Raw genomic sequence first — 17,878 nt, forward strand, 5'->3', positions numbered from 1 at the left:
GGATTTCACATATCATAAGGCTATATCCGCATGTTGCCTTACAAAACAGTGACAAAATGCTTCTCAAAAGTCTTTTTGTTAAAGCATAGTCATCGCAGTGTGTGGAATTTGCTTCAAAGAACAGATTTGTTCTGCAGCGCCAATTTCAGCAGCCACTCGTGGCATCCCATACACAACTGCTGATTGTCTATCCTGAGCTATAGTCCTGCATCCTATCCGCCGCATAGACAAAAGACCTTCAGCTCCATCGCGACCCATTCCGGTGAGGATAATGCCTAGAGCATTGCGACCAATGTTTTCTGCGACTGATGTGAACAGCACATCGACTGAAGGCACATGACCGCTTACAGGTGGGGCTTTAAAGAAGCGGGTACAGATGCCTCCACCAGTTTTATCAACCACCAAGTGCATATCCCCACCTGGAGCAATGCGAACCATGCCAGGCCGCATTACCTCCCCATCTTTTGCCTCTTCTATACCAAATTGCGGGATAATCTGGTTTAACCTCGAAGCGAAGCTGGCAGTAAACAGTCGCGGCATATGCTGGCAAATGACAATCGGAGGGCTGGATTGAGGCAGATTACGCAGAACGTCTTCGACTGCTTCTACACCACCCGTTGATGATCCTATTGCCACCACATCGAACATATGGCGCCAATTCCCTGTTCCATTTGCTGATATTCTTCCTCCAACTTGCCCCGACATCTCCCGCCTAATCGACTGGCTACCTGGCTTGGAGTGGGCGGCCTGCACTACAATCCTAGCAAGGCCAGCAAAGGCATCAGCCCCTGTGGCTCCCTGCCCCTTTGGAAAGCAATCAAAAGCGCCCATTTGAAGGGCTTTAATTGCGATATTCGCGCCGCGCTCTGTCAGGCTTGAAACCATTACGACCGGAATTGGTCTCAATCTCATGATCTTATCAAGGAATTGCAGACCATTCATGCCGGGCATTTCCACATCAAGGGTAATAACGTCTGGCTGATCCTTGACGATAATGTCCCTTGCTTCCATTGGATTAGCGGCTTCGCCACAAACTTCCAATTCAGGGCACTTTTGAAAAGCGTGTTTGATCAGAGCTCTTATGGTCTTTGAATCATCAACTATAAGAACCTTTATTTTCTTAACCAACTCAGCCTCTCTTCCTGTAAATTGTTGATGATTCAGCAGTCAGGTTGCATTCATCCTGCCGCTCAACCCTCTCAGAATGGCCTACATAGAGATATCCGCCTGGCACAAGTTGGTCAGCAAGCCTTTTCCAGAGAGCTTCACGTGTTTCCGCACTAAAATAAATTACGACATTCCTGCAAAAGATAGCGTCAAATTTCTTTCTAATTGGCCAATTGCTATTCAGATTAAGGATATTGAAGACCGGGAGTTCTCTTATTTCCCCGGTAATCATGGAATAACCAGGTTCATCCTTGTCTTCCACGACCCACTTTTTTTTCATTGTGGATGGAATGGCGTTAAGATCTTGACTGAGATATACGCCCCTCCGGCCGACATCAACAACATCTCGGTTAATATCAGTGCCAAGGATCTTCATATCTAGAGATGGTGCATCAGGAATGACATCCATTGTTGTCATGGCCATACTCCAGGCCTCCTGGCCTGTCGAACAAGCGGCGGACCACAAGCGCCCCATCCCTCCAGCCTTCAAGTTCCGAGCAATCTGCGGAAGCACCACGTCATGCAAATGCTCGAAATGATGACCTTCTCTAAAGAAGCTTGTTACATTCGTCGTGATGGCACAAATTAACTTATCTCTCTCCTTTTCACCTGCTTTTGTAACAACAAAATCTAGGTAAGAGTTAAAGGAGGGATAGCCAGTCTCCCTTATACGCCTTGAGAGTCTGGAATAGACCAGATTTTTCTTCGTTTCTGGAAGACTAATACCAGCTTCAGCCATTGCTATTTGACGCACACGGCGAAAATCGGCATCGGAATAACCGAAATCTATGTCGGCTGAAGGCATATCATTCTATCCTTAGAATTCCATGGCGGCCGCGCCACCGGATCCGCCAACCAATTGACTTACGATATTATCAAGTCGGAGGATGCCGATCATTTTATCCTCCACCATAACCAGACCGCTCAGTTCGGATGTGCTGGCATCAACAGATACTGGCTGAATTTCGCCGCTAGAAATATCTGTAATCCCGACAACCCGATCCACAAGCAATCCGAAGGTTCTACCTTCATACTCAACGATCACAACAATACGGCGTGGATTATTCAATTCTGGCTGCACACCGAGGTTGGTTGCCAGATTGATGACTGGTAGAATATTTCCGCGCAGATTTATTGCACCTTCCACATAGTGTGGGCTGTGAGGAAGCTTTGTCGGCTTCTCAAACTCCCTGATTTCTTTGATCATCAAAATCGGGATGCAATATTCCTGTTGGTTCTCATCGGGTTGCCCTATCGAGAAAAGGATCATCTGCTCTTTTGTGCTCACAGCCTTATCCGCCAGATCACCATTGTTGGATGCATACCCCATAGACTTCCAATCCTTTCTACTCTTGTTTTGTGCAGAAGACTGCTTAAGCAGCGATATTGTGGCGGTCTGCAGCGGCTCTGGTATCAATCCGTCTTGTCGCAGGAGCCATCAGAGCGGACACGTCCAGAATGAGTGAAACACTGCCATCTCCCAGTATCGTTGCCGCTGACACGCCTTGGATATGCCGGTAATTATTTTCGATACTTTTGATAACCACCTGTGTCTGGTCTCGGATCTCATCGACCACAAGCGCGGCACGAGCCCCAGACTCATTCTCGACAACGAGAATGACTGAGTTTCCGATAGTCTCTTCCTGCCGATCCAATGGCAAAGGAAGGGATAATTCAGCCCCGAGAAAAATGAGAGGCATAAAAGTATCGCGAATTGAGGCGACACTTCCGCCATCTGGCAAAATATAAACGTCTTCTTTCTTCTTTATTTCCATGGCCTCTACAACAGAAGAGACCGGGACAATCATTGTTGAGCCACGGCATTCAATGACCATGCCATCAAGCACTGCGAGGGTTAGAGGCAAACTAAGACTGAATGTTGTGCCCTTGCCCTGAATGCTCTTAATCGTAATACGTCCACCTAGGCTTTGAATTGCATGCTTAACAACATCCATACCTACGCCGCGGCCAGATAGATCAGAAACGGTAGATGCAGTTGAAAATCCGGGGGCAAAAATCAGGTCATTTATTTCGTCATCTGACAGATTGGCGTCTGGTGATACGATCCCCTTTTTAATGGCGATGGCAAGCACCCTTTCACGATTGATACCCCCACCGTCATCTTGGATCGTAATAACAATTCGGCCAGATCTGTGACCTGCGGACAAAAGAATGTTTCCCTGAGGTGATTTGCCGGCCGCTATCCGATCCTCAGGTTTCTCTATGCCGTGATCAACAGCATTTCGCAGCATATGAGTTAGGGGCTCAGTAAGGTTTTCTACTAAGGTACGATCTACCTCCGTATCTTCACCCTCAAGCGTCAGAATGATTTCTTTATGAGCGAGAGAGCTTGCCTCTCTCACAACCCGGTTCATCCTCTGAAAGACACCTCTCACCGGCTGAGCGCGGACTGCCATAACAGCATCCTGCACGTCTCTTGTAAGTGTCTTCATACTCGCGAGACTTTTCAGGGTCTCTTGATCTTGAATGTTACCACCCTTTTCCAAAACGGCTTCCAGGGCGGCCTGGGCAATAACCATCTCGCCGATCAGATCCATCAGCGTATCGATACGATGGAGATCCACTCGAATTGATACCTGTTTTTCCGGCTTTTTGGGCTGAGCAGGTGAAGGCTTGGTTGACCCCTTCTCAGGGTTTGATGTCAGAGGTAATTCTTTTGAAGAAGGGGGGGTGGCATCGACACTTCCAGACGCATCCTTTTCAATCGGAAAGGCTTCTGGATTACCATTCTCTCCCTCTTGGGTTGAGGACGGGGGCGATGATTCAGCTCCTCCCCCATCTGGCCCTTCACCATCCGTTGACGAGATTGAGAAGTCACAGACGTCTCCAACCCAGTCGAAAACGCCGCGAATGGCCTCTTCTTCAATATGACCAGGAAGACGAACATGCCATTCAAGATATGACTTATGGGCATCAAGCTCAGAAATCTGTGGCAAATCATCTGAAACTGCAGGGTTCACCTTGCAGCTAATGCACATGTCAGCATCTTTTTCGACAAGTGAACTGAGGGAAACAAGGAGACCACGGGCATCATCGCCTCGTTCATACAAGGCGTCATGAGGATAAAACCGGACAAGCTTAAAAACGGGTTTCTGAGGCTCATCTACTTCCCCAAAATCAGAGAAATCAAATGCTACAGGAGTAAAGTCCTCAGGGACAACGGATTCACCTGGCGTGGACGGTTTTGCACCGCCTCCCTGCTCTATAATTCCTTCAAGCTTTAACTGACTTGCAGCAATCCTTTGATCATCAACTTCTGAACCTGTTCCTCTGGCCTCAGCGACCAGATCACTCAGAATATCCATCGCACCAAGAAAGGTTTTGATGATCTCAGGTGTTGGTTCAACCTTATCTGACCTCAAGCAGTCCAGAGCGCTCTCAAACACGTGGGCAAATCTAACCACACGCTCCAACCCGAAAGATCCGGCACCACCTTTTATGGAATGGACAGCCCGAAAAATGGCGTTGACTGTTTCCTTGCTAGAGGCACCGGAGGAAAGTTCGTTCAGACCAGATTCAAGAACCGGTAACTGTTCATCACATTCCTGAAAAAAGATCCGCAGAATTTCTTCCATATCGCCCGTATCATCGCTCATGCCTAGATCGCCCTTTTAGAATTTTAGTCGGTGACGCGCCGGATTGCCGCGATAAGGCTTTCCGCGTTGAATGGCTTAACTATCCACCCTGTCGCGCCGGCTTTTTTTGCCCTCAACTTCTTTTCCGGGTCACTTTCCGTGGTGAGGCAGAGCATTGGAATGTGCCGATATTCTGGGATTTTCCGCACAGCTTCAATAAACTCAAACCCATCCATTCTGGGCATATTGATATCTGTGATGATAGCGTTCGGAGGTGATGATGATGCACGTAGGGCCTCTAACCCCTCAACACCATCGCCTCCCTGAATAACTTCATATCCTGCAGATTCCAAAGCCTTACGCAGCATGACCTGTATCGTTTTGGAATCATCTACAGTCAGAACGCGGATCTTGTTGTGAGAGGCTTGCGCCTCAACACTTGGTTTCCCACTGACCACAGGTTAAACCTCCTCAACTGCTGTTTTCAGCACACCATCAGGTCCGACCTCTGCACCAAAAAGGGAAAAAGCCCTGACAGCTTTTCCTGTTGGACTGACAACAGGACTACGACTTGCCATCAACACCTGAAGGCAAAGCCCTCCGACATATTCAACTTGACAAGCATCAAGATTAATTTTCAGACCAGACTTGAAGGCCTCATCAATATCAGCCTTCAGTTTGTCAGCAGCCGCGGTATCAAGACGCTGCGGCAATAGAATATTGGTAACCATTGAAACTTCAGACATCAGAAATGCTTCCACGTTTCATCGTCAGGCGCTGTCGTTTCGACCATTTTCCCGTCTTGTACAACGAGGTCACTCGAATTCATTGACTTTGAAGGGTCTTTCTCTTTCCGTTCTGAGAATGTCTGACCGGCTTTCTTCTCTTTGCGCGGGGCGTTACGTGAACCAGTTTGAAATGAAGACGTAACCTCACGCAATCTGCCGGCCTGTTCAGTCAGATTGACACTGGCGGCAGTTGACTGCTCTACCATTGCCGCGTTCTGCTGGGTCATGCGATCCATTTCGCCGACTGCTTTGGCAACTTCGCCCAGATTATTGGACTGATCCACTGCTGACTTCGCGACTTTCTCAATCCTCTTGGTCAGCGCATCAGTGCCAACAGCGACATCGGCAAGCAGAGAACTGGTTTGCTCCACAAGGGCCACACCGGTCTTAACCTGACCAGAAGATGCCTCAAGCTTCTTCTTGATCGCTTCAGATGCTTTGGATGACTGCTCGGCCAGGTTCTGCACTTCGCGGGCAACGACAGAGAAGCCTCTGCCTGCTTCACCAGCTCTCGCAGCCTCAACACTCGCATTGAGCGCCAGAATATTGGTTTTGTAAGCAATATCACTGACTGTAGAAGTGATCTGACCGATATCATCGGAAGAGGCCTTAATATCGTTCATAGCCTGAGTAGTCCTGCGCATCCCATCCGATGCTTCACGAACTTTTTGTGACGCCTTGATCGTCTCTTCCAGAGCCCCAGAGCACGCCTCGGCAGTCTCATTAACGCCGGCACTGACTTCATTAACCGAAGCGGACACCTGCCCCAGACTTGATGCCTGCCTCTCGGTGCGCTGTGCCAAGTCATCAGAAGCAGTTGATATTTCTGATGCCCCATCAGCGATAGATTCAGAACTTGCCGATATCTGGGCCAAAGCATCTGCCAAATATTTGGCTGTACTGTTAAATGAATCTCTTAGACCAGAAAATTCACCATCAAAAATGGGATCATTCAGTCTTACAGTAAGGTCCCCGTTGGACAGCTTCTCCTGGGCCTCCCCCACTGCCTTAACAACCTTGCGCGTGGTTTCATCACGTATGCGGATCTTTTCGGCGTCAGCTTCAGCCTTCTGTGCCACTACGCGCGTCTTGTCTTCATTGATCTTGCCTTGGCGTACCCGCTCAGAAAATGAAGAGAGTATCCGTGCCAGCCGACCAGCGCAGTCGGCATTATCCACATAAGGGATTTCTTTTGGGATATCTCCACGACCTAGGGATTCGCCAAGACTGGCCAGTGTCTCCAGCGGGATAGTGATGATCTTCGTCATTACTGCCCAAATGGCCAGCAATACAATCTGCTCTACAGCCAGCGTGGCCATTTCACCCACAAATATCTGAGGAGCGGACTTATGCAGGAAGAACTCCGATACCCCCACAATCATCTGCAAGAGTAGGAATGCCTCCATGATTAGCATGGCGACCTTTATTTTCGCGCGGGCAGGCGCCTTTGTATAAAGCCAGTTCAGCATGACGAAGGGCGATCCTCTTCAATATTCCATGGCGTACTTTGTTTGCCAGAAAACCTCTCGCACAGGCACATGACCGGCGCGCTGAAGGCATCAATTCAAACAAAGGGTAATGAAAAAAAAATCGCGATTAAGGACAAATACTCAACCGATGATATTTCTATTCAAATAGCCTGCTCACAAAATTCATAAAACATGATGAAAAAGGCCTTAAATGCGAAACTAACCTTAACCCTGATCTTGGCCCGATCAGTCATAGATGGCATACTTCTTTTTTGTCTAAGCCCTCCGAAGAAAGGTCTTACTATTCTAGGCTTAATTTAACCTTCAAACCTTCACTCTCGAACCTAGACCCAGAAGGTTGACAGCTTAGCGGAGATCGCAAGATATGACTGACTTTAAAATCGGAACACCAGTCTCCTGGAAAAGCAGTTGCACACAAAAGAGTGGCGTTATCATCGCGATCGTGCCGCCAGGAAAGACACCATACGAAATTTCTCCTGAATATCGCCGCTTGGGCACCGCCACTCCTCGCGATCACACCAGTTATATTGTCAGCGGAGGGGCCAAAAATCGGAGAAAGACCCTTTACTGGCCAAGAACATCACTCCTTAAGCCCCAAAAATCTCTCACAGAGAGTGAACGCAAATGGTGCGAAGCAAACCCAGAATTGATCCGCAGGCTCATGAATAACAACATCAATTTCGTGACAACGCCTCGCGCTTGAAATCTGAGACCTCCGGCACATTCGACCGCAAAGATAAGGAATTCTGCCTTGAAAAATTATCCATCGCAAAAAATAGCAATGGCATTGGAGGTGCGTTCGCCTCTACCTGAACATGGCTATATATGGAAAATGTCTGACGGTAATGGCCTTGTGTCAGTCAATTTCGATAAATGCGCGGATTTTTTTGATTTCTTTCGTCAGAATCACAATAAAAATGGTATTCCAACCATAGAGAGTGGCGACATCCTCATCTGTGAGGTGGATATTTATCAATCTATATCGGTCGATGATAAAAAGAGACAGACATTGAATAAGTCATTACATGTCACTGGGGTATCGGCCATAAGTAATAAAATGGTTTGGCCATTGCCTGCATAATGTGTGTGTTTTTTTGAATATTAGATCGGTCTCTTGCATAGGTTCAGGTTATTAGAATCATGAATTATACGCCTACGCCAGGAGACCCTCACAATGACTGTCAGCGCAGATAATCGCGTTTCCACCCGATCTCTATTCCATGAAAAGACTGGGGTGGACCTGGCCGCCGTTGCAAAAGTTTTCCCTCGTGCTGACCGCCTGGCTCACAAGGTAGAAAAGGTCGCGGCTGATCTTCCTGCAGATGCCTTGGATATGATCATTGATGAATTTCTGTCTATGACAGGAATGATCGCTGGGAATCATCAGCATAATCACTACAGACTAGCTTTGCTAGAATTTGCGCATGCCCATCCCAATGAAGGCGAATGGACAATAAGCCCTGAAGGTGGCCGGCTCCTATCCAATAAGGGCAACTGCCCAGTCGTAATGGATGTAGGGCCTCACAAAGATGGATTTGCCTTCTTTGTCTCCAGAATGGATGACCCCAAGCACTTTCTTGTCTCTATCGACATGAATACAGCTATTGCTGGCATTCCGTCCTTGATGAAACCTATCGCCATAAAGCCACATATCGAGCCCAAATGCTCATATGAAATTGACAACAATTTTGGTGTTGATAGCGTTCAAGAAGTTGAGGAACTGGAAAATGGGTATGACGCCTCACCAAGCCCCTAACGTCATTCCCTCATTGCCTATGTGAGGGAATGACGTCCCCTTGTCACTTGAGAGAGGGATGGAGGGTATTTCGTTAATGCATTAGGTCTTGCGCATTAGTCGCAGACTAATGATCTACACATTGCACATTTTGGATTTTGCTTTACCTCTGCCAACTCTCAGGAATGCAGGAGCGAATGTGCTCATCCAATGGTGGCCGGGGAAACAGCCCTATTAGATATCTATGCTCACCCCGATAGAGGTGATCGCGGAATGGTTGTTTCCCGCTGGCGTGAGGTGTTCGGCGTTGCAACCACAGCCTGTGCATCCTGATGCATAGATGCTGGGGGAAAACCACGTCCATTCAGAGCGGGGAGAGTGTCATGACTATTGTCGGGATGATTTGAATGCATCCGCCTGCCAAGGGGGGGAATCCGGCTTTTGGCTGAACGTCTGCATGTCATTGCCCGCCCCTCTCCCAGCCTTACCTTCCGAGGCAATTAAACCACCAATGGTCGCCATTTCTGACTGGTATTCTTTGCCTGGCTCTGGTGATGAGATTGTCCTGATGCCTGCCATATACTGTGACAGAATGTTTGCACGATCAGGAGACATATTGCCTATAATGGCGGAGGCCTTTCGAGGGTTCATATGCAATGCGACAGGCACCATCACGTGCATATCAAGAATATTAAACACAACGGCAGCATCTTTTGGAGGCATTTGCTCATATACACGTGCAAGGCGATCAACCTCTGTTTCAAATGCCTTCTTCTGCTCTGTCCGCTTGGCATCAAGGTCAGCTTCTGAGTTTTTCAGATTTTGAATTTGCTGATCCAGAGCCCGCCTCTCTGTTTCAAGGTTTTTCTGTTGTGCCTCATAAACCTTGTTTTGGCTCTCAATTTGAGGCTGATGGCTTTTAATATCCCCCATAATATCCTGTGCTGCAGTTTTCACGCGAGGATCCGTTTCCATTATATCCTCAGCGTCAGCCGGTGAAGAGCCCGGCCCGCCATCAGCATGATCTGAAGGTTTTGATGCCGCATCATATGCCTGCCACCCCTCAAGCATATTCAGCTTCTGCCGTTGTGTAAGATTGGCCGAAGCCTCTGTTGTTTGGGACGCAGTAGTAGCGTTTGACTTCACATCTTCTGCTTGGTTGGAAGACTTCACCTCCCCGCTCTCTTTTTTTTCTGGGGCAGATGCCGGAGAAATTGTGGCCTGATCTTCTCCAGCATCACCAAATTTAGAGGCAAGAGAATGAAGGTTAAGAGCGAGCAAAACCGTCATTAGTGCTGATGAGATATTCACAATTTTACTCAGAGACAGGCCGCTAAGGAGCAAGGGAGTTTGTCTTTCATCACGATCAGGCCACTATTCATCCGCTGGATGAGTAATGCCCCACCCTTCGGATAGGAAACCGACGAAATTAACCTTCAAAATAGTCAGAAGAAGATTATTCACCAGATCTCATTTCAGGCGTAAGCACAAGCTCATCATCATCCTCTTTTTGCGGAGGAGCGCCCCGTTGAGGTGAAGCTGATCCTTGCGCCACTGCTGAGACCTGTTGCGGCTGTCTAGCCGCCAGATCTGCGGCTGTAGGCATGTTAAAAACAATACGCCCGGTCAGATGTGCGTTCTGGCCTATGCCAACCTGATATGAGGAAAGATTAAATTCGCAGTTTTCTACATGCGCACCATCAACGATAAATACTCTCGCGGCCTGGATCGTAGCATTTTCCAAACGGCCATTGATAACGATGGTTTCAGCCTGGAACTGACCCGAAGCAAACCCCTTCACGTTAATTCTCTTCGCAGTCAACGCAGAGTCACGGATTTCGCCAAGGATATCTACAATACCCTCGCTGATGCAGCGCATTTTGGTTATCTGCGAACCCGCCGCGAAAACAGTAGTTGCACAATTCTGTCCCGATTCAGAATTAGCTGCTGTTCCTGACATACTTTCCCCCCGTCACGTCCTTAAAGGAATACACAAGGCTAATTTTCTTTGTGCATACAAAGAAACAGGCATCCACACCCGATAGCAACAATAAAAAAGACAAGGCTATTTTTTAGAAAGCTTGCCCCAGAGAGACCTATGGATTGCACCATAAACATTGAGCACTAGGCGAGCACCATCTTTCAGGCAATGCCCGGAATGGCTCTTTGCATGATCTTTCTGCGTCTTGGGTGGCGAAGTTTATCCAGAGCAGCAACCTCAATTTGACGAATACGCTCCCGTGTAACCCCTAGCTTGTCACCAATTTCCTCAAGGGTTGCCTCTGCTTCCCCCTCCAGACCGTAGCGCATGCGTATTACCAGCCGCTCTCTTTCGCTCAATGAATCCACGGCTTCCGTAACTGCAGAAACCCCTTCCTTCGTCATTATGTTATCAAGAGCACACTCGGCTTTATCATCGACCAAATATCGTTCAGAAGTTGGCTTGTCCGGCAGGACCTCATCAATACTTTCTGTGCGATCTGCCGCTGAAAGAGCATCACGTACTCTATGCTCTGAATAACCAGACAATTCTGCAAGTTCTTCTTCAGTCGGATCTCGGTCAAAGCGCTCCTTAAATTCATTTGCTGTTTTCATGATTACCCGCTTCATTTCCTGCACATGGGCAGGGATACGGATAGTTTTGCTCTGCTCGGCAGTAGCTCGCGAAATTGCTTGCCTGATCCACCAGATTGCATAGGTTGAGAAGGCAAATCCCAATTTATAGTCGAATTTCTCGACAGCCCTCATCAGGCCTATATTCCCTTCCTGAATAAGATCTTTCAGGCTCATTTCAGGGGAAGACTTACCTCTTGCGACCTTTATAACCAGCCTAAGATTGCTATTGATCATAAGACGCCGCATTTGCGCATATTTTGACATCGCAAGGGAAATCTCCCTGTGCGCTTTTAACAAAATCCGCGGTGTCATTGAAACTGAAACTGCTGCCCGCTTCATACTAGCCTGGCAGGCTTTAATCGTTTTTATATCAGAAATGCTGAATTTTTTATCTTTTACGCCAATAGTTTGAAGAAGTTCTGAATTTGACCAATCATCTCGACATTCCCGTCCTCGCCAATGTGGACGTAAAATCTCACCCGTAATGCCATGTTTGCGCATTAATGAGAGGAATTTTCGCTCTTCTTCTCTAAATTGCTGTTCCGCCTGAGCTATGGTGCCAGCAAATCGCTCAAATAAAGACCAAGAAATCTGGAGATCAGTAACGACCTCGTCCACGTCATCACGTGTAAACTTGGCACGCTGTTTCTTGTTATTCGATAACCAGTCCAAGAAAAGCTTAAGAGAACAGATACCTGCATAGCATTGTAAAGAATCACCCGCGTTACGTTCGGGCATGGATGGGAGTTCTTTAGCGGCAAGGCTTAAAATTTTATTGGGCTCAAAATTTGGCGCATTAACATCAACGAGAGATCTTATGTGGGACTCACCTAATCCTAACTCTTGTATGAAACCTTCAATGGCGGAGGGGAAAGATGTCAGCTTGCAGATAATCGCGATAACATCCCCACGATATTCAGACATCCTTTTTGAGGCCTCAGCCTCTTCTTCCCTACTAAGACGCTTATTCCTTCGTACATCAGAGAAATACGTCTCAAGTGAATCTTGGACTTGTGAGGAAGAAGCGTCTGGCTCCCCTCTGGCACGATCGCTATCTTTGGAAATATGGCCGGCATCGAAAGATGATGACGATGAAAAGCCCGTCATATAAAGACTCCCCGAAGGTCAGATCGAGAGAAGTGGTCCCAATGGCAAGGATAAATTGATCTATATTAGGACGTAATTAGCCTTGCCTTGCTGTTGCCACAAACAGCAAAGGAGGAAGCATTTAACAACTTATGAAGTGGCTGACTATAGGAGAAGCGTGCCAAAAAAGACACACTGATTACTCAAAGAAAACTGAATCAATTTCTTCCTAATATATTCGTCATCTAATGAAAGATGGATTTGACATTTTTTTTTGATCATATCAAAATAGCCTTGTTAAAATATTCTCAGACAAACTTTTTCTAATCTTTTAGCAAGGAATAGTGATGGCCGGCAGCGTTAACAAGGTCATTCTGGTCGGCAATCTGGGCAAGGACCCGGACGTGCGCTCCAGCCAGAGCGGTTCAAAGATTGTCTCCTTCTCTCTGGCCACCAGCGACACGTGGAATGACCGAGCATCTGGTGAACGGCGTGAGCGCACAGAATGGCATCGCGTAGTTATTTTCAACGAACGTCTGGCAGATGTGGCCGAACGCTTCCTGCGCAAAGGCCGTAAAGTTTATCTGGAAGGCTCTCTGCAGACCAGAAAATGGACTGATCAGGGTGGGCAGGAACGATTTACAACGGAAGTTATCGTTGACCGCTTCCGGGGTGAACTGGTGCTGCTGGATAACAAAGGCAATTCGGAGGGCGGTGGGAATTACCCTCCTCCCAATAATGGCGAAAACTCACGAAGTTCAACTTACGGAGGTCAGCCCGCCAATTCTGGCTCAGCCGGCGGCGGGTGGGATGCCTCTGGCTCTGGCGGTTCGGGTGATCTTGATGATGAGATCCCATTTTAGCCGAACCTTTTATCTACTTCACACAGCGCGCTTTGTTATGGCGCGCTTTTCTTTGCATTCCATCTGATTGGAGCGCCGGGTTTTGACTTTACAACCGGATCAGTCGAAAGTACTCGGTGACAGCAATCTCCCCCACACTCAGGATGCCGCTTCTCCTCTTAAAGCTGTAAAGGTGAAGAGAAAAAAAAGGGTATCCAAAAAAAAGTCACGCAAACCCAAGGCGACTCAACGTACTAAAAAAGTCTCCAGACACAAAAGAGATCCTGACGACTATTACACAGAAACCCCATTTGAAGTTCACTGCCTCATGGCCAAGGAAGGTCATAATCTTCTTGGGAAATATGTCATAGATCCGTGCTGTGGTGGCGGGAATATCCCTATTACCCTCCGCAAATACGGCGTCAATGCTCACGGCGGCGATCTTCATCCACGATGGGAAGGAGCACTGTGCGTTAAAGATTTCCGAGATACGATTAAACACTGGAGACCTGAAATAATCGTCAGCAATCCGCCATTTTCACAATGGGAGGAAATTGTTGATGCGGCGTGGGATGTGGACACAGAAATCGTCTATCTCCTCCTGCCCTCTCGATTTTTGGAAGGCCAAAACCGTCTTTCTTGGTATCTCTCCACAAAGAAACTTGCGCGGTTCTGGCAATTCTCCAAAAGAGTTTCTTTGCCGCCAGGTAAAAGTGACATGAAACCGACCGGCGGCAAAATACCATATTCTTGGTATGTATTCGAAAGGAAGCATGATCAAGAAACCTGGACTGGAGGTTGGCTACCAATCTCGCCACCCATTCCAGAGTCCTGCAAAGAGCAACTTGTTGAGGAAGAAGCTCCTTCTGAAGCACAGATTGCGCTTGATTTGTCTCATCCTGAAACAAGGTAATTGGATTAGCACCTCATGTCTCTGAAAACCCAAAAAATAGCGTTCACCACTGGGGCAGCCTTAGTCGGCCTGTTGACGATCTCCTTGGCCATTCCAGGCTTTCGGCTCTCTGCACCTCAGGCGATAGCAAGTGAGATCCCAGCACTTTCAGCAAAAATTCCCTCCACAGCCGCAGCCAATTCTCAGGGCAGCACACCAACAACTGCGCCGAGCCAGTCGAAAGCATCCAACAAAGCCGGTGGCGACCCATCTTCTCTACAACGGGAAGTTTTCAGAGTGCCAATGCTTGAGGGGATTTCCCTGACTCAAAATCAAAAGGACGAAGTAGTAAAGATTTTGCGGGAAGCCCGGTCAAAAATTGTAGGCACTCGCGATCAAGTGGCCAAACTGAGACAAGAGATCAACTCAAATCTTGAGTCCACGGCCAAAATCGATATTGCCCATCTTCAGGATATCGTCCATCAGGAAGAGGCAATCCATAATAAGATTGATAGCGTTCAGGTCGAAGCCACAGCGAAAATCCACAATCTCCTTACGCCTGATCAAATCCATCAGGGCATTAAAACTCGTACAGAAATCGCAAAACTGGCAAGCCAGATCCGTGCCTTGCAGGCTGGCCAACCAAACGGCGGGCAGGCCCAGCCAACCGCCTCCCACTAAATTTTTTCTCTTTCACCTGTTTCCCGGCCGCCCCTCCCTCTCCTGCAACAATATGAGAGGGAGGGGATAAATACCCCTCTGAATTAAGGTGTATCCACTCATGTTGAATGGCATATCCCACAAAGAATGGAGCGGGATTCCTTCCCATCTGGCCGAGTGTCAGGGAAATCAATCCAATGAATTCTTTTGGATCACATTCCCCGAAGAAATGGGCAATGAGCATGGGTCTTTAGAGATATACCCAGCACGTTACGACCAGATCAAACAGGTCTGGCACATCAATGGTAACGCCGTCACGCCTGAGGCTCTATCTGAAGTGGCCAATTACGCAGGTAGGGTTAGAACCCTGGCAGAAAGCCAAGACTGCGATGAAATAATATGCCGCCTCATTCTTGCTGCTGATCTTGCCATTAGCATCTGCACAGGTTCTGAACCCTCAACAGACAAGAAAATATCATCTATTAAAGACATCCTTCAAAAGGCACTTAAGTCTGCAGCCGCAATACAATGCGGTAACGTCAATTCAAATAACCCCGGCGAAAAGAACAACATTCCAGAGGTAGCGTCCACCTTAGGATTGCTTGCCAAGAACTCACACTTCAAGAAAATCGCCACAGACTTTCAATCTTCCCCTTTAGGTAGATGTGATGAAAGCATCGAACCTTCTGGCCATTGGGCTGCATTTAATGGATGGCATGTTTTGAGCATGCAGAAGGGAATAAATACTGAGAAAATGGCGGCGTTTTGGCGAGCTGCATCAAAGCAATATATGGATTCATCCGACCCAGAAAAAGCGTCCCCAATATCAGTAGATAATCAGAAAATTACTTATGAGGGGCCGATCCTATCTCCTGAAGAAATGAATTTACATGATAAGGCCATTTACAAGAAGGGGGTTGAGGACAGTTTGGGGGAAATAAGGTCATTGTGCACGGAAAACCGTTGGAGACCATTTTCTGCAATGACAATTGTAAAGGCAATTGATGAAATGTTAGCTGAAAGCGATCTATCTCAAAAATAGAGTTGCGAGCTTAGTATCGATAAGATCATTTTATGGCAGTATAGATTTTGCCTAGCACACTTTGTCCTATATATACACACATACTTTTTCGTATTTGATATCTAATTAGATGGGTTGAATAGCCTTTTAAATACATGCCAAAATAACCTCATCAAGTTTTTGATGAAGGATAAATCGAATGAAAATTCAGGCCCTATTCCGCTCACTATTGGCATTTGGCACTCTGGCGTCTTTTGTCGCCGCTACCAGTCCCTCCAGTCATGCCGAAAATGGTGTATATTCCCACAAAGAGACCCGCTTTGGGCAACTGACTACATCTGATTACGGCGGTTCGCTGCCACCGAACCATTTGTATCTGGATGGCAAAGAAAGTAAGCCTTCTGCAAAGGGCAATAACCATTTGGAAATTTCAGCCATCTATCAAGGCCATGATAACAAGGATTACGCTGTTCTCAAATCCATTGGTGGCGAAGGATGCCCCTCTCGTTATGCCATCGCGTCAGTCGATGCATCTGGCGCTCATCCCACAGCGTTTTTCGGAACCTGTGCTGATGCAAAAAGCACCACCTTCGACAAAGAAACGGAAACATTTACCATTCAAATGCCGTTAGTGCGTGACCGTCAGGAACTCAATAAGATAGTAAAATTTAAAATACATGATGGTGAAATCACCCGCGATGGCGCCCCCCAACCGTCTTCATGCCCTGCGACAGGTTGTCGAGGCTGATAAATCTTATCAGCACCACTTCCTCGCATGATGTTTATGTGGTTGGCAGGCTCAATTAGCCTACCAACCACATTTTTTTTGTGTAGAGTTTTACGATGGCAAGTCAAAAGACATTTCTAGCAGCCCCAAAAACCCCAAATCTTTCTGCAAGTCCTGATTTAAACCCGAAGAAGTCCCCTAGAAAAAGGGGTATGAGCTCTCACCACTCATCTGCTCCTGGAACAACAACCTGGTTAACGCCAAGGGATATCCTTGAGCCTCTAGGTAAATTTGACCTCGACCCCTGCTCTGCACCCGATCCTAACCTGTGGCCTACGGCAGAAACACACTACACAGCCCCAAAGCAGGATGGCCTTCTTTTACCTTGGTTCGGACGGATCTGGCTTAATCCGCCATATACAAATTCCGGCCTCATGAAATGGATGAGCAAAATGGCTCACCATAATCATGGGTTGGCTCTGCTATTCGCTCGCGTTGAAACTGAAGTTTATTTCAAAACCATCTGGAGTGAGGCATCAGCTATCCTTTTTCTCAAGGGCCGTCCTCACTTTCATCACGGTGATGGCACAGTATCAAAGGAGAATTGTGGCGCTCCACTTGCATTGGTCTCTTATGGAGAAAGCGATGCGGAATTGCTGCTTGATGGCGTGCTGCCTGGAGCAGCTATTCCCCTTAACCGTGTCACAATGCTCTATGCCATTTCTGGATCATCCAATGATACGGAAAATGATCAATCATTTATTCCTACGTGGCGAGAAGTAATTATCGATGCCGTGCAAAGCATGAAGAAGAAGAGCTTCTCTATGGCAGACCTATATGGCTTTGTGGCTGATCACCCTAAAGCCAAATCAAACCCAAACTGGAAAGCTAAAATCAGGCAAACTGTAGCAAGAGTAGGCTTTAAGAAAGAGCAATTCGATCTTTATCAGGCTGCCTTTTAATTTAATCCCATATTGAGCTAGATATTAGGCAGAAACTCGAACCATTTTGATCAGTTTTTGTCTAATAGTGCGTATAAATCTAATGAAAATAAAAGTGATTACCCTTCCATAAAATACAGTTCATCTCGCAGAATTCCCACAGACAATGAAGTAAGTGACATCACAAGTGGGGTGATGGCATCAGTCGTAACTTTCGATACTACCGCATCATTGACTTTTAGAGATTTTCTCCCTTCAGGAAGTGAAAACTGGTTCTCCAATCAATTTTTTGCTTTGTTCTGAAGACTAATTTCAAT

Annotated in this window: 19 protein-coding genes; 9 read left to right on the forward strand and 10 right to left on the reverse strand. The window is 47.2% G+C overall.

The window, feature by feature from the left end:
• Positions 1–78: 78 nt before the first annotated feature.
• The 7 genes from FCN51_RS01345 to FCN51_RS01375 are packed head-to-tail and all read right to left on the reverse strand — an operon-like array spanning position 79 to position 7,020.
• Positions 79–1,128, reverse strand: a complete 1,050-nt coding sequence (locus FCN51_RS01345; RefSeq protein ID WP_160256133.1) for a protein-glutamate methylesterase/protein-glutamine glutaminase — start codon at positions 1,126–1,128, stop codon at positions 79–81.
• 1 nt (position 1,129) lies between these two features.
• Positions 1,130–1,972, reverse strand: coding sequence for a CheR family methyltransferase (locus tag FCN51_RS01350; protein ID WP_160256134.1), 843 nt, complete (start codon positions 1,970–1,972; stop codon positions 1,130–1,132).
• Between the two features lie 12 nt (positions 1,973–1,984).
• Positions 1,985–2,497 carry a chemotaxis protein CheW gene (locus tag FCN51_RS01355; RefSeq protein ID WP_160256135.1) on the reverse strand — a complete coding sequence of 171 codons (513 nt, stop codon included), beginning with the start codon at positions 2,495–2,497 and terminating at the stop codon, positions 1,985–1,987.
• A gap of 43 nt (positions 2,498–2,540) precedes the next feature.
• The gene (locus FCN51_RS01360) at positions 2,541–4,784 is read right to left on the reverse strand and encodes a chemotaxis protein CheA (protein WP_160256136.1); all 2,244 of its coding nucleotides are present in this window, start codon (positions 4,782–4,784) and stop codon (positions 2,541–2,543) included.
• A gap of 23 nt (positions 4,785–4,807) precedes the next feature.
• Positions 4,808–5,221: a response regulator gene (locus FCN51_RS01365; protein ID WP_268919996.1), complete on the reverse strand. Its 414-nt coding sequence runs from the start codon at positions 5,219–5,221 to the stop codon at positions 4,808–4,810.
• A gap of 3 nt (positions 5,222–5,224) precedes the next feature.
• A complete protein-coding gene (locus FCN51_RS01370) occupies positions 5,225–5,509 on the reverse strand; it encodes an STAS domain-containing protein (protein ID WP_124297624.1) in 285 nt (94 codons plus the stop codon).
• Positions 5,509–7,020, reverse strand: a complete 1,512-nt coding sequence (locus FCN51_RS01375; protein WP_160256137.1) for a methyl-accepting chemotaxis protein — start codon at positions 7,018–7,020, stop codon at positions 5,509–5,511. The genes FCN51_RS01370 and FCN51_RS01375 overlap by 1 nt, the downstream gene beginning before the upstream one ends.
• 385 nt (positions 7,021–7,405) lie before the next feature.
• Here FCN51_RS01375 and FCN51_RS01380 point away from each other — a divergent pair, with 385 nt between their 5' ends.
• The 3 genes from FCN51_RS01380 to FCN51_RS01390 all read left to right on the forward strand — a co-directional run bounded on the left by FCN51_RS01380 (position 7,406) and on the right by FCN51_RS01390 (position 8,797).
• Positions 7,406–7,744, forward strand: a complete 339-nt coding sequence (locus tag FCN51_RS01380; protein WP_124297622.1) for a hypothetical protein — start codon at positions 7,406–7,408, stop codon at positions 7,742–7,744.
• 48 nt (positions 7,745–7,792) lie between these two features.
• Positions 7,793–8,122, forward strand: a complete 330-nt coding sequence (locus FCN51_RS01385) for a hypothetical protein (RefSeq protein WP_160256138.1) — start codon at positions 7,793–7,795, stop codon at positions 8,120–8,122.
• Between the two features lie 93 nt (positions 8,123–8,215).
• Entirely contained in the window at positions 8,216–8,797 is a 582-nt protein-coding gene (locus tag FCN51_RS01390; RefSeq protein ID WP_160256139.1) for a hypothetical protein, read from the forward strand.
• A gap of 366 nt (positions 8,798–9,163) precedes the next feature.
• Here FCN51_RS01390 and FCN51_RS01395 read toward each other — a convergent pair whose 3' ends face one another.
• From FCN51_RS01395 to FCN51_RS01405, 3 genes are all read right to left on the reverse strand, one after another.
• The gene (locus FCN51_RS01395) at positions 9,164–10,066 is read right to left on the reverse strand and encodes a MotE family protein (protein WP_236661128.1); all 903 of its coding nucleotides are present in this window, start codon (positions 10,064–10,066) and stop codon (positions 9,164–9,166) included.
• A gap of 166 nt (positions 10,067–10,232) precedes the next feature.
• Complete coding sequence (locus FCN51_RS01400) at positions 10,233–10,736, reverse strand: hypothetical protein (protein ID WP_124296500.1); 504 nt, start codon at positions 10,734–10,736, stop codon at positions 10,233–10,235.
• A gap of 182 nt (positions 10,737–10,918) precedes the next feature.
• Positions 10,919–12,499 (reverse strand): sigma-70 family RNA polymerase sigma factor, encoded by a 1,581-nt coding sequence (locus FCN51_RS01405; protein WP_124297617.1) that lies wholly within the window; start codon positions 12,497–12,499, stop codon positions 10,919–10,921.
• Between the two features lie 326 nt (positions 12,500–12,825).
• Here FCN51_RS01405 and ssb point away from each other — a divergent pair, with 326 nt between their 5' ends.
• From ssb to FCN51_RS01435, 6 genes are all read left to right on the forward strand, one after another.
• A complete protein-coding gene (gene ssb / locus FCN51_RS01410) occupies positions 12,826–13,341 on the forward strand; it encodes a single-stranded DNA-binding protein (protein WP_160255845.1) in 516 nt (171 codons plus the stop codon).
• An 82-nt stretch (positions 13,342–13,423) separates the two neighbouring features.
• Positions 13,424–14,233 (forward strand): TRM11 family methyltransferase, encoded by an 810-nt coding sequence (locus tag FCN51_RS01415; RefSeq protein ID WP_160255846.1) that lies wholly within the window; start codon positions 13,424–13,426, stop codon positions 14,231–14,233.
• Between the two features lie 15 nt (positions 14,234–14,248).
• Positions 14,249–14,893, forward strand: coding sequence for a Spy/CpxP family protein refolding chaperone (locus tag FCN51_RS01420; protein ID WP_160255847.1), 645 nt, complete (start codon positions 14,249–14,251; stop codon positions 14,891–14,893).
• A 100-nt stretch (positions 14,894–14,993) separates the two neighbouring features.
• Complete coding sequence (locus FCN51_RS01425; protein ID WP_160255848.1) at positions 14,994–15,914, forward strand: hypothetical protein; 921 nt, start codon at positions 14,994–14,996, stop codon at positions 15,912–15,914.
• A 178-nt stretch (positions 15,915–16,092) separates the two neighbouring features.
• Positions 16,093–16,641, forward strand: coding sequence for a hypothetical protein (locus tag FCN51_RS01430; protein ID WP_099540753.1), 549 nt, complete (start codon positions 16,093–16,095; stop codon positions 16,639–16,641).
• A gap of 95 nt (positions 16,642–16,736) precedes the next feature.
• A complete protein-coding gene (locus FCN51_RS01435; protein ID WP_236661130.1) occupies positions 16,737–17,582 on the forward strand; it encodes a DNA N-6-adenine-methyltransferase in 846 nt (281 codons plus the stop codon).
• The last annotated feature ends 296 nt before the right edge of the window (positions 17,583–17,878 follow it).

It is taken from the genome of Acetobacter pasteurianus (genome assembly GCF_009914215.2).
GTDB lineage: Bacteria > Pseudomonadota > Alphaproteobacteria > Acetobacterales > Acetobacteraceae > Acetobacter > Acetobacter pasteurianus.

Bases quoted from the DNA above. Each gene is read 5' to 3' on its own strand.
- FCN51_RS01350 (WP_160256134.1), bottom strand. From the start codon at position 1,972: ATGCCTTCAGCCGACATAGATTTCGGTTATTCCGATGCCGATTTTCGC.
- FCN51_RS01355 (WP_160256135.1), bottom strand. From the start codon at position 2,497: ATGGGGTATGCATCCAACAATGGTGATCTGGCGGATAAGGCTGTGAGC.
- FCN51_RS01360 (WP_160256136.1), bottom strand. From the start codon at position 4,784: ATGAGCGATGATACGGGCGATATGGAAGAAATTCTGCGGATCTTTTTT.
- FCN51_RS01370 (WP_124297624.1), bottom strand. From the start codon at position 5,509: ATGTCTGAAGTTTCAATGGTTACCAATATTCTATTGCCGCAGCGTCTT.
- FCN51_RS01375 (WP_160256137.1), bottom strand. From the start codon at position 7,020: ATGCTGAACTGGCTTTATACAAAGGCGCCTGCCCGCGCGAAAATAAAG.
- FCN51_RS01380 (WP_124297622.1), top strand. From the start codon at position 7,406: ATGACTGACTTTAAAATCGGAACACCAGTCTCCTGGAAAAGCAGTTGC.
- FCN51_RS01390 (WP_160256139.1), top strand. From the start codon at position 8,216: ATGACTGTCAGCGCAGATAATCGCGTTTCCACCCGATCTCTATTCCAT.
- FCN51_RS01395 (WP_236661128.1), bottom strand. From the start codon at position 10,066: ATGACGGTTTTGCTCGCTCTTAACCTTCATTCTCTTGCCTCTAAATTT.
- FCN51_RS01400 (WP_124296500.1), bottom strand. From the start codon at position 10,736: ATGTCAGGAACAGCAGCTAATTCTGAATCGGGACAGAATTGTGCAACT.
- FCN51_RS01405 (WP_124297617.1), bottom strand. From the start codon at position 12,499: ATGACGGGCTTTTCATCGTCATCATCTTTCGATGCCGGCCATATTTCC.
- ssb (WP_160255845.1), top strand. From the start codon at position 12,826: ATGGCCGGCAGCGTTAACAAGGTCATTCTGGTCGGCAATCTGGGCAAG.
- FCN51_RS01420 (WP_160255847.1), top strand. From the start codon at position 14,249: ATGTCTCTGAAAACCCAAAAAATAGCGTTCACCACTGGGGCAGCCTTA.
- FCN51_RS01425 (WP_160255848.1), top strand. From the start codon at position 14,994: ATGTTGAATGGCATATCCCACAAAGAATGGAGCGGGATTCCTTCCCAT.
- FCN51_RS01430 (WP_099540753.1), top strand. From the start codon at position 16,093: ATGAAAATTCAGGCCCTATTCCGCTCACTATTGGCATTTGGCACTCTG.
- FCN51_RS01435 (WP_236661130.1), top strand. From the start codon at position 16,737: ATGGCAAGTCAAAAGACATTTCTAGCAGCCCCAAAAACCCCAAATCTT.